The 11171-nt window shown below is 53.0% G+C and carries 9 protein-coding genes; 2 read left to right on the top strand and 7 right to left on the bottom strand.

The genetic code is table 11. The features are described 5' to 3' along the window. The first annotated feature begins 155 nt into the window (after window positions 1-155). Entirely contained in the window at window positions 156-1520 is a 1365-nt protein-coding gene (gene eat / locus M1D68_RS08105) for an ethanolamine permease (RefSeq protein ID WP_457969935.1), read from the top strand. Window positions 1521-1639: 119 nt separating this feature from the next. After that, on the top strand, window positions 1640-1807 hold the full coding sequence (locus M1D68_RS08100; RefSeq protein ID WP_003183831.1) for a DUF2897 family protein: 168 nt from the start codon (window positions 1640-1642) through the stop codon (window positions 1805-1807). Window positions 1808-1969: 162 nt separating this feature from the next. Here M1D68_RS08100 and M1D68_RS08095 read toward each other — a convergent pair whose 3' ends face one another. From M1D68_RS08095 to M1D68_RS08065, 7 genes are all read right to left on the bottom strand, one after another. Beyond that, complete coding sequence (locus tag M1D68_RS08095; protein WP_434563097.1) at window positions 1970-2821, bottom strand: urea carboxylase-associated family protein; 852 nt, start codon at window positions 2819-2821, stop codon at window positions 1970-1972. Window positions 2822-2879: 58 nt separating this feature from the next. Continuing rightward, on the bottom strand, window positions 2880-4883 hold the full coding sequence (locus tag M1D68_RS08090; protein WP_457969932.1) for an acyltransferase family protein: 2004 nt from the start codon (window positions 4881-4883) through the stop codon (window positions 2880-2882). 352 nt (window positions 4884-5235) lie between these two features. Further along, entirely contained in the window at window positions 5236-5571 is a 336-nt protein-coding gene (locus M1D68_RS08085) for a ComEA family DNA-binding protein (protein ID WP_434650393.1), read from the bottom strand. Window positions 5572-5685: 114 nt separating this feature from the next. Next, window positions 5686-7680: a polysaccharide biosynthesis protein gene (locus tag M1D68_RS08080; protein WP_434650391.1), complete on the bottom strand. Its 1995-nt coding sequence runs from the start codon at window positions 7678-7680 to the stop codon at window positions 5686-5688. Window positions 7681-7791: 111 nt separating this feature from the next. Beyond that, window positions 7792-8805: an MraY family glycosyltransferase gene (locus tag M1D68_RS08075; protein WP_434650389.1), complete on the bottom strand. Its 1014-nt coding sequence runs from the start codon at window positions 8803-8805 to the stop codon at window positions 7792-7794. Between the two features lie 55 nt (window positions 8806-8860). Beyond that, window positions 8861-9838 carry an NAD-dependent epimerase/dehydratase family protein gene (locus tag M1D68_RS08070; RefSeq protein ID WP_434650387.1) on the bottom strand — a complete coding sequence of 326 codons (978 nt, stop codon included), beginning with the start codon at window positions 9836-9838 and terminating at the stop codon, window positions 8861-8863. Next, window positions 9825-11168, bottom strand: a complete 1344-nt coding sequence (locus M1D68_RS08065) for a UDP-glucose dehydrogenase family protein (protein WP_434650385.1) — start codon at window positions 11166-11168, stop codon at window positions 9825-9827. Before M1D68_RS08065 ends, M1D68_RS08070 begins: the two co-directional genes overlap by 14 nt. Window positions 11169-11171: the final 3 nt, after the last annotated feature.

Here is an 11171-nt window from a genome sequence, read left to right as displayed (position 1 = left end):
CAGCGCTCCGAACTGGGGCACAAACCCAGCCTATCCAGCCGCGAACATCCCCGATACGACACCATTTTCTCCATTACGACCGCCCGAACCATACTGGCACGCCCACTGCACTGCCCTTCCCCAGCGCTTTTGCTACTTATCGAGGGGAGCCACCAATGAACACACAACTCAAACCCACGCTTGGCACCCTGCATTTGTGGGGCATCGCCGTCGGCCTGGTGATTTCCGGCGAGTACTTCGGCTGGAGCTACGGCTGGGGCGTGGCCGGCACGCTGGGCTTTCTGGTGACATCGTTCATGGTTGCGGCCATGTACACCTGCTTCATTTTCAGTTTCACCGAACTGACCACCGCCATCCCCCACGCCGGCGGACCGTTCGCCTACAGCCGTCGGGCCTTTGGCGAGAAAGGCGGCTTGATCGCTGGACTGGCAACCTTGATCGAATTCGTCTTCGCTCCACCCGCCATCGCGCTCGCCATCGGCGCCTACCTGAACGTGCAATTCCCGGCGCTCGATCCGAAACACGCCGCCGTGGGTGCCTATATCGTATTCATGGGCCTGAACATCCTCGGGGTGAAATTGGCCGCGACCTTCGAACTGGTCGTCTGCGTACTCGCGGTCGCCGAGCTGCTGGTGTTCATGGGCGTGGTCGCGCCAGCGTTCAGCTTCAGCAGTTTCGCCCTGAACGGCTGGGCCGGTTCCGACGTGTTCGGCGCACCGGCCATCGCCGGGATGTTCGCGGCGATCCCTTTCGCGATCTGGTTCTTCCTTGCCATCGAAGGCGCGGCCATGGCCGCCGAAGAAGCCAAGGACCCAAAACGCACGATTCCCAAGGCCTACATCAGCGGCATCCTGACCCTGGTAGTGCTGGCCATGGGCGTGATGTTCTTCGCCGGTGGCGTCGGTGATTGGCGCACCCTCTCCAACATCAACGACCCGCTGCCCCAAGCCATGAAAACCGTGGTCGGCGAAAGCTCCGGCTGGTTGCACATGCTCGTCTGGATCGGCCTGTTCGGCCTGGTGGCGAGCTTCCACGGCATCATCCTCGGCTACTCCCGCCAATTCTTCGCCCTGGCCCGCGCCGGCTACCTGCCCGCCTCCCTCGCCAAACTGTCGCGTTTCCAGACCCCGCACCGCGCCATAATCGCCGGCGGCGTGATCGGCATCGCCGCCATCTACAGCGACGGCCTGATCAACCTCGGCGGCATGACCCTCACCGCCGCGATGATCACCATGGCCGTGTTCGGCGCCATCGTCATGTACATCATGAGCATGCTCAGCCTGTTCAAACTGCGCAAAACCGAGCCCAACCTGGAACGCACCTTCCGCGCGCCGGGCTATCCGATCGTGCCGGGCATCGCCTTGGCCCTGGCGGTGGTGTGCCTGGTGGCAATGGCTTGGTTCAACGCCCTGATCGGGTTGATATTCATCGGCTTCATGGCCGTGGGCTTCGTGTACTTCGTGCTGACCGCACAGTTGCGTGCCGATGCCCCGGTCGATGCGATGTTGACCGGGCTATAAGGTGTACCCGGCATAACCGGCGTAGTATGGAACCACTGCGAACCGTCTTCGCTCATAAGTGGTAGAGGCAATGGCCAGCGAAATTTTCGCCCGGCCACTGCCCCCTCAAGGAGAGCCCTATGCCCTGGTATGCCTGGTTAATCCTGATCGTCGCCATCGGCTCGATCGTGGGTGGTCTGATGATGCTGCGCGACACCGCCAACAAGGTCGAGCTGACGGACGAACAGCGCAAACGTGTTGCCGAGCGCAATGCCGAGATGGATGCGAAAGAAGCGAAGGATCGCTGACCCGCTTTTCGTGGCGAGGGAGCTTGCTCCCGCTGGGGCGCGAAGCGCCCCCAACCCCTCCCGGTGTGTCAGTTCTATTGTGTTCAACGCATCTGGGGCCGCTCCGCAGCCCAGCGGGAGCAAGCTCCCTCGCCACAAGAGCCGCTCGCGCCGTTGCGGTATTTAGTTCTCCCAATCCGCCTTGGCAATATGCAACCCATGCAGCCCTTTGTAAGCCGCCCGCTCCGGCTGACTCCAGCCCTGCAGCAACGAATCCTCCAACCGATAAATCTCCACTCCCAGCGGACGACAAACGCTTAAAGGATCCTGCGCCTCCGGCCCCCACATCGCCAGCGACAGATCCCCACCAGGGCAAGTCGACAGCGCACACAACAAATCAATCTCGGCAAAGAACTCCAAGTAATCGCCCTTCTGCGCCGGACAGGCTTTCATGAAATACATGTCGTCATGATTCAGCCCGGTGCACTGGAAAATATTCAGCACATCGTGGACATCAAACTCGGTCAAACCATGGGGCAACACCGCACGCGTCAGGTTCGAGTGGCAGTGATGATGGAAATCTTCGCCGGTCAGCATCTTGTTCACGTACGGGTCACATCGCGTCCCCAGCAAATCATGCAAACGCCCGCCGTGTTCGTCGATACCGTAGTTGGCCAAGCTGTCATCGGTGATTGTTACCAAAGGCCGCAGAAATGGCAGGTTCGACCACAACCGATCATAGGTGCTGACATGAGCGCCCTGCAGCTGCCGCGTCCGCGCCGCCCACAACCGTTCACGTGGATCGTGGGCGTTCCAGACGTTGAAATCCCCGACTTGCGGACCGACCGGGGTGGTCACGCGAAAGACATGACCGGCCGGCACATGCCAGGCGCGGCCGGTGCGGATTGGGACTTCGAACTGCTCGATCAGGGTGCGTTTGTTCTGCTGGGTGCGGATGCGGTCGTAAAAGGGTTTGTCCACTTGGAGGGCAGAGCCTTTGCTGACCTGGTAGGCGGCTGGGTAGTCTTTGTACATGGCGCAGGTCCTTTGATCAGTCCCAACTGGGAAATTAGTTCAGCGGCGGCCTTCCGCGCTACAGAAAATCGGCCAACTCAGGTTTGGTTCTTAAATAAGAAGAAAACGATTGGATACCGGGCGCAGTGAGATGCAACTGATCAAAGTAAAGAGGCTCCCCGTATTGCTTACCCACCCAAAGGGTGCATAACTGATCTTCACAAAAAAACGGAAGCACGTTTACAAACTTTATACCGTGTCGATCCGCCATTTTTTTGGCTTCGGAAAGCAGCTCATCCAACTTCCAAGCGAGCATTGTTTTGTCAGTAGCGCTGATCGTCGCGCTTGGCATCGCCCGCAACGGCAGAGACTTCAAATAATCTGCCAATGGCAGTGAAAACATTGGAGACAATCCAAAAAGGTAGACATTAGGGGTGACCTTTTTGGCCTCCACTATTCCAGCCTCTACACTTCTGTAGTCGCTCGGACGATAACGAAAGCTCATTACAACCGCACTAACATTCACTTGACTACTAAGAGCCGACAATATTTTTTGCTGCTCCTTAAAGCAAACCTTGGTTGTTCCAGGAGGACAGCTGGACTGATGAAGCATAATAAAGTTTTTATTAGGAAACGCGATTCTCAAGGCATGTGTCGTATCCCTTCCGACGCTATCCCCCATAACCAAAACGTTATCCACGCCTGATTGTTTCACAAGGCATTCAATGAGCTTACTAGCGGTATTACCGAAATCAAAACTGCACGTCCAAAATTTGAATTTTGTTTCATCAAACTCACCCGACTTACCATTGAAATTCAGATTCATGGCTTGCATGTAGAATTCTCTTCGCTCCTCAATCCTATCAAGTATCTCTACCTTGGCGTCAGGATAGATTACTCTTGAAACTGCTGCATACGCCGTCTCTTGATGGGCTACTGCCTTGGGATTGGTAAAATACGCTCCTGCCGCATAAGAACCAACGACTACAATCAGCGCACAAGACCAGACAGGGGCCTTGCCTGAAAAAATTCGCTTGGAGCGAATTGGGCGTTCTATGAATATATAAGACAGCCAGGCGAGTAAGCCGGAGATGAGCAATATTATAGTCATCAGCCAAGCCGCAGGAGTAGGATCAAGAACCCGCACAGCGGCCATCAAAGGCCAATGCCATAAATAAAGGGCATAAGATACCAACCCTATGGAAACCATAGGTTTACTCGCGAGAATTCTGGTTACGACGCCATTACCCTTGGTGAGGATTAGTAACGCAGCACCAATGGTGGGAACTAACGCATACATACCGGGAAAAGGTAAATCGTGTCCGAATGCGATGATAGCAGTAACAATAAGCCCTACCCCAACACACTCTAGAAAATTTTCAACCCCTCTTGACAGATCATATTTCCGAATCGTAGCTAGAACGACTCCTACCAAAATCTCCCAAAAGCGCGCCACTGAATTATAAAAAGCAACATCTTTTTGGTCGTCACTCATTAAGTACACGGAATAGCATAGCGAACAAGCTAGCATGATTACGACGAGAGGAAGCAAGAGCCTTTTACCAATTACCATCACACAAAGCAACATTGCTGGAAAAACAAAATAAAACTGTTCTTCTACGGAGAGCGACCACGTATGTAAGATCGGCGCAAGCGCACCAGGAGAATCAAAGTATGATAACGACTTCAAAAAATACCAATTCGACATGAAGATCGCATTTGCCTTCAAGCTACTTACAAACCCAGAAAACTGCGTCTTATTTAAAATAAAATAGAATATTATTATAGTTGCGATGAGCACAGGCAGTAATGGCGGCAACAACCTACGCGCTCTACGCTCATAGAACCGGAGAAATGAAAATTTATCGTCACGCAGCTCTGCTACTAGTATAGAAGCAATCAAATATCCAGATATAACAAAAAAAATATCTACACCTACAAAACCTCCCGGAAGCCATTCGGGAAAAGCATGAAAGAACAAAACACTTAAAACTGCTACTGCGCGAAGGCCATCGATTTCCGGTCGATAAACAAAAGCATGACCGACAGTTTTTTGACCGATGTTTATTTTTTCGAATTGCATTGCCCAGGTTGCTCCTATGCGTCCATACGAGCTCCATTTTGCTCGTGTGCTGGAATGCATACTGCCAATGTTTTCATAATGTATCCAGATTTTTTAACTCACGATACAAATGCTGCGTCAAGATGCAGCTGACAAACAGTTGGGGCGCTGATGGCATAATGGATTTGCTGGAAGAACCGTTGGGCGTTTCGTCAGCTATGGAGAGTTGCATTGTTGTAAACGCCTTCGAGCGATTCACAGCGGTGCAGAAGTGCAGCCGAGCCTGGATCATGAACAAAATTTTCAGATATACGGCAGGCCTATCCTTGAGCCAATCATACCGAGGCCGATCATTGACCGGCCTCGGTACGCCTCAGTTTATTTCTAACTTGTCACGGTTGCGGTCGAGAAGCGCTTTACCGATTCCCTTGACCTCAAGCAACTCGTCCGCCGAAGAGAAAGGCCCGTTACTTTCCCGATATGCAACAATCGCCTCGGCCTTGCCCTTGCCTATCCCTGACAGCTCGCGCTGCAACGTTGCGGCATCTGCCCCGTTCAGATCTACCTTGGCTCCTTGCTTTTTCACTGGCTGCTCCACCGTCAACGGCGAAGCAACCGACTCCGGCTTGACCGCTGGGGCAGCAATAACAGCAATCGAGGCGCTGGTGAGGAAGGCAAAAATCAGCGAGTAGAAATAGCCTGTACGCATAAGTGACGCTCCATGACATCGTTAAGAGAGAAGCAGCTTTTCCAAAGCTGCTTCTCAAACTTAGGCGATGCTGGCTTGCTGTCAAAAGTGCGTATGTTACGAGGTGTGTAACAATCAGGGCTCAAGATGGCGCTGCTGGTGGATCCAGTCAACAATTTCTCCGTCCGGGGCGTAGCCACTGACGGTGTCGCGAAGTAATTGACGGACTCGTGCGTAATCGTCTTCTTCGATGGCGATGAGTAAATCTGCCAGCCTCAGCTTGAGGACGTCCCAAGGTAGGAAGTCCTCATTGGCACTCATGATCATTGGATGCTGGGTAGCGACGACGTTATCGCCTATCAGCAACTCCTCATAAAGCTTCTCGCCGGGGCGCAAGCCGGTGAATTTGATAGCGATGTCACCGTGAGGATTCTTTTCGGAGCGAACGCTCAAGCCAGACAAGTGAATCATCTTCTCCGCCAGCTCAACGATTTTCACCGGCTCGCCCATGTCCAGCACAAACACATCTCCACCCAAGCCCATGGAACCGGCTTGAATCACCAGTTGAGCTGCTTCGGGGATAGTCATGAAGTATCGCGTGATCTTGGGATGGGTGACGGTCAACGGCCCACCGGATTTGATCTGCTTATGGAACAGCGGAATAACCGATCCGGAGGAGCCCAGTACGTTACCGAAGCGGACCATGGTGAAGCGGGTCTTGTTAACTCGTGAGACGTTGGCCTGATCACCAAACAATACCGGGGCCAATTCACGACTCAATGCTTGCAACGTCAGCTCAGCGAGCCGCTTGGTGCTACCCATTACATTGGTCGGGCGTACAGCCTTGTCGGTGGAGATCAAGACAAAGTTCGACACACCCGCCTGCAATGCAGCCTGTGCAGTGTTCAGGGTACCGATTACATTGTTCAAGACACCTTCGGCGATGTTGTGCTCAACCATAGGCACATGCTTATAGGCGGCTGCGTGATAGACCGTGTCGACGTTCCAGATCTTCATCACATCAAGCAGTTTCTCTTGGTTGCGGACCGAACCCAAGATCGGCAATAGGCGAACAGATAGAGACTCCCGAGCGATTCGCGGTTCCAGTTCGGACAAAATGCTGTAGAGATTAAATTCGCTGTGCTCGAAAAGCAGCAGCGTGGTGGGTTTCAGCGCAAGGATCTGTCGGCAAAGCTCTGAGCCGATCGAACCGCCGGCCCCCGTGACCAAGACCGACTGGCCTGTGATGCAATGTTCTAATAGATCAGGCTGCGCCGGCACTGCATCACGTCCTAGAAGGTCCGCGATATCCACTTCCTGGATGTCGTCCACCTTGACCCGGCCGCTGGCCAGGTCCATGAAGCCCGGGACGCTGCGTACGTGCAGTGGGAAGCCTTCAAGCAGGGTCAGGATTTCTCGACGGCGCCCACGTGACGAAGAAGGAATGGCGAGCAGTATTTCCTGGGCGCCAGTCGCATCGATCATTTTTTGAATGTGGTTGGGTTGATAGACCTGGAGCCCTGCGATTACGCGATCGGCGATGCTGCTGTCATCGTCTATGAACGCAACGGGCCGCATCACCCGTCCCATACGCAGCGCGGCGACGAGCTGGTTGCCTGCTGCGCCGGCGCCATAGATAGCGACCTTGGGTAGGCCATCGTCACGGTTGGTAAAGGGCACATGTTGCGCCGCAGTGAACCAGTCGCCCAGGAAGTATTGGCGCATCACGAGACGAAGCCCGCCGATCATGATCAGGCTCAACCACCAATAATTGAAGATAATCGAGCGCGGGACGACAGTCTTGTGGTTGCTGTACCAATACACCACCAAGGCCAATAGCAGCGCCGAGAGGCTGACTGCTTTACAAATAGTGATCAGCGCATCGTTACCAAAGTAACGCATGACAGCACGGTACATGCCGAAACGGATGAAAATAGGAATGGCGACCAGTGGAGCCGATGCGAACAGCCACAGATGCGTTTCGATCGGTGCTATCAACGCGTCAACACCCAATCGCACGACAAATGCAAGCCACAGCGCAATCCAGACCAGCACAATATCCATGGCGACCTGGATTGCTCGCTTATGGCGCCTCGGGAGTCCCAACAAGACTGTTCTTAATTTATCCATGAATCCTTCCTGCACCCTGGCCAACTCCTAAACCCCGTCCGCTCTTACGCCGGTGGCAAACCATCGTGCGTTGGACAATCCATAACCGAAAAAAGCGAACCTAGCTTGAAATCAGGCCTTTTCAAGCTCGCCCGCATGAAACTTGAAAGCCAGCAACACCAAAGGTACGTAAGCTATGAGCAAAGCCAACGCGCCGTCTAAGTTCAACAGCACAACGCAGGCGCCCAGGGGCAATAGCCAGAAGACATTGATTACCCCCACCGCGAGTGTTACAGGTAGATGGCGACCGTAACGGCGGGAGGCGAACTGGTACGCATGGCTACGATGGGCCTCGTAGACCTTGTCGCCACGAAGCAGCCGCCTTAGCAAGGTGACGGTTGCGTCGACTATAAAAACACCGAGAAGGATCAGCCAAACCCATAACAATTTGGATGAAACCCAGGCAGCCTGCAGCGACAGCATTCCCAGGATAATCCCGAGGAAGCCGCTACCCGCATCCCCCATGAAAATACGTGCGGGAGGGAAATTCCAAAAAAGGAAACCAGCGACAGCCAACGCTAGTGCGAGAGGAGCGACAATCAAGGAGTCAAAACCGCCCAACCAATAAAGCAGGCACGCCCCTAGACAAACGCAAATTGCCTCCACGCTGGCAATGCCGTCAATACCATCCATGAAATTGTAGAGATTAAGCACCCAGACAAGGTAGAACAGCGCGAGGATGTGTCCAAACCAAGCCAACTCCAAATCCAGACCAAACAATGTGATTGGCGGCAACCCACCTAGCCAGTACAACGCCCATACCGAAGCCGCGAAATGCCCCAGTAACCGCCAGCGAGCAGCGATGTGGCCATGATCGTCCAGAAAACCCAGAACAGCGACGCCCATGCCAGCCCCAAGCATCGCGTACATGGTTGGCCAGGTCAGAAACCCGGCAACAGCCAAAACAGGCAGAGCCAACAGAAAGCTAAGGACAATGGCCACACCACCGCCTCTAGGGGTCGGAACGGTATGTGAACTACGGGCGTTGGGCACATCAATCATACTGCGCGACAAGGCGTAACGACGTAGCAACCAAGTGAGCGCGCAGGATAAACCGACAAACAACAGGGACAACATAACATTCATATCGACATCCAACGTGTGACCCGGATCTAAAACCGGATTTAGCGACAGTCGTATCTCAACGGGAGTACCGCCGATTCCAACTGCTTCCCACTTCAATCAACGCGGCCCGTGCATCCTCTTCTGGATTCCAGCCCAACAAACGCCTGGCCTTGGATGAATCAACTTGCAGCGAACGGAAGAGCTGCACATGCAAATTCTGGCGACCAATCAGTTTGGCTCCGAATAAAGCCAAGCTATCCGGAATAGGAAACATACATGGCCGCTTGCCCATCCCTTCAGCGAGCAACTTTACTATATCGGTCGTAGATAGATCACACCCGTCAGATACAAGAAAGAGCTCTTGAGCGGCATCGGGGTGACGGACACACAACTCAATAAACCCCACCAGATTCTTAAGGGAAATCATACTTCTCTTATTGTCCAGAGCGGCGAAAGGCAGTGGTAACCCGCTCGAAACCAACCGTAAGAGCCTGGCGAAATTTCCTGGGGCCTGAACATCATAAACCAAGGGGGGACGAACGATAACAGACTCAATAGGTAAGCTTTTCATCATTGCATTGAGTTGCAATTCCGCTTCATATTTCGAAACGGCATAGTCAGCGTGAGGGTGAGCTGTGGTTCGCTCATCAAACGCACCTGTGCAGGTTTCTGATCCGTTGACGCCTATCGAGCTGATATAAACAAAACGCCTCACACCCGCAGCAATAGCCAGCTGAGCAAGCCGTACCGTCGCATCTCGGTTCGCAAGACGATACAACTCAAGGGCGCCAGCATTTTTTTCTCCCAGCACGTGAGCACGTCCCGCCAAATGAACAATGCAGTCGATGCCCAACCCCTCTAGACTAAGGTCATCGGAACGCTCAAGATCGGCCACCAAATAATTGACCCTGTCGATCGGCTTAGACAACTGGCGAACCACTGCAGATACGTTATAGCCCTCCGACAAAAGCCTATGACAAAGAGCCCTACCGATGAAGCCGTTAGCCCCGGTAACTAAAACGTTTTGAACTTCCTTGTGATTATTGGCAGTCACGGTTAGAAATTCCTCGGCCAATCGCAAAGTACAGCAGCCCGGCCTTGGTCATCTCGGTAGGGTTGAAGATATTTCGCCCGTCTACAACTATAGGGTAACGCAAAGTACTCTTCAGCCAATCAGCCTCTAACGTCCTATAGGCTTTCCATTCAGTACAAATTACCAATGCATCGGCGCCCTCGACCGCATCCTCTCTGGTAGCGCATAACATAAGGTCATCACGAGCACCGTAGATTCGCTTACATTCTTCCATTGCTTCGGGATCGTGTGCCCTAACAGAAGCACCAGCGGCCCACAAAGCTTCCATAAGGGTACGGCTTGGAGCGTCCCGCATGTCATCGGTATTTGGCTTGAAGGCCAATCCCCACAGGGCGACGCATTTGCCCTTGAGCTGGCCATCAAAAGCCTGTGCCAATTTTTTAAACAAGATATCCTTTTGGCGATTATTGACCGCCTCGACAGCCAGCAGCAAATCAGGCTGATAGCCCGCTTCCTGAGCAGTACGAGCCAGTGCTTGGACATCCTTGGGAAAACAGGACCCGCCATACCCACAGCCTGGATAAATGAAGTGGTAACCGATCCGGGGGTCGGAACCGATACCAAGGCGTACACTTTCAATGTCTGCATCGAGACATTCAGCCAAATTAGCCAATTCATTCATAAAACTAATTTTAGTGGCGAGCATAGAATTCGCTGCGTACTTGGTAAGCTCCGCTGAACGAACATCCATAAACATGATCTTATCGTGATTACGATTGTATGGCGCATAGCATTGGCGCATGTCATTGGCGACTTTTTCCGAATCAGTGCCAACGATGATTCGAGGTCCTTTCGTGAAATCATCAATAGCTGCTCCTTCCTTGAGAAACTCAGGATTAGAGCAAACATTGAACTCTATTTCTTTATTTCTGGCTTCAAGTTGTTGCCTTACAACAGCTTTCACCTGATCAGCGGTCCCTACCGGAACCGTCGATTTATCGATGATCAACTTTTCATTATCCATGTAAAGACCGATAGTTTTAGCAACGGCCAACACGTATTGCAGATCAGCCCTACCATCTTCGTCCGGCGGTGTTCCGACGGCGATGAATTGGAGATAGCCATGCTCGACACCTTTTGCAGCGTCGGTGGAGAATCTCAGACGTCCGGCCTGGACATTATTCAATATCAGCTCGTCAAGCCCTGGCTCGTATATTGGTATGACACCACAGTTTAAGGCGTCAATTTTTTCCTTGTTGATATCAATGCACATCACCGTATGACCGACATCAGCCAGACAAGCTCCCGTGACGAGCCCAACATATCCACTACCGAATACTGTAATTTTCATCGA

This window comes from Pseudomonas sp. R4-84 (assembly GCF_054130985.1).
The sequence above is the reverse complement of the archived record's forward strand: the minus strand, read 5'-3'. Positions and strand labels throughout refer to the sequence as shown.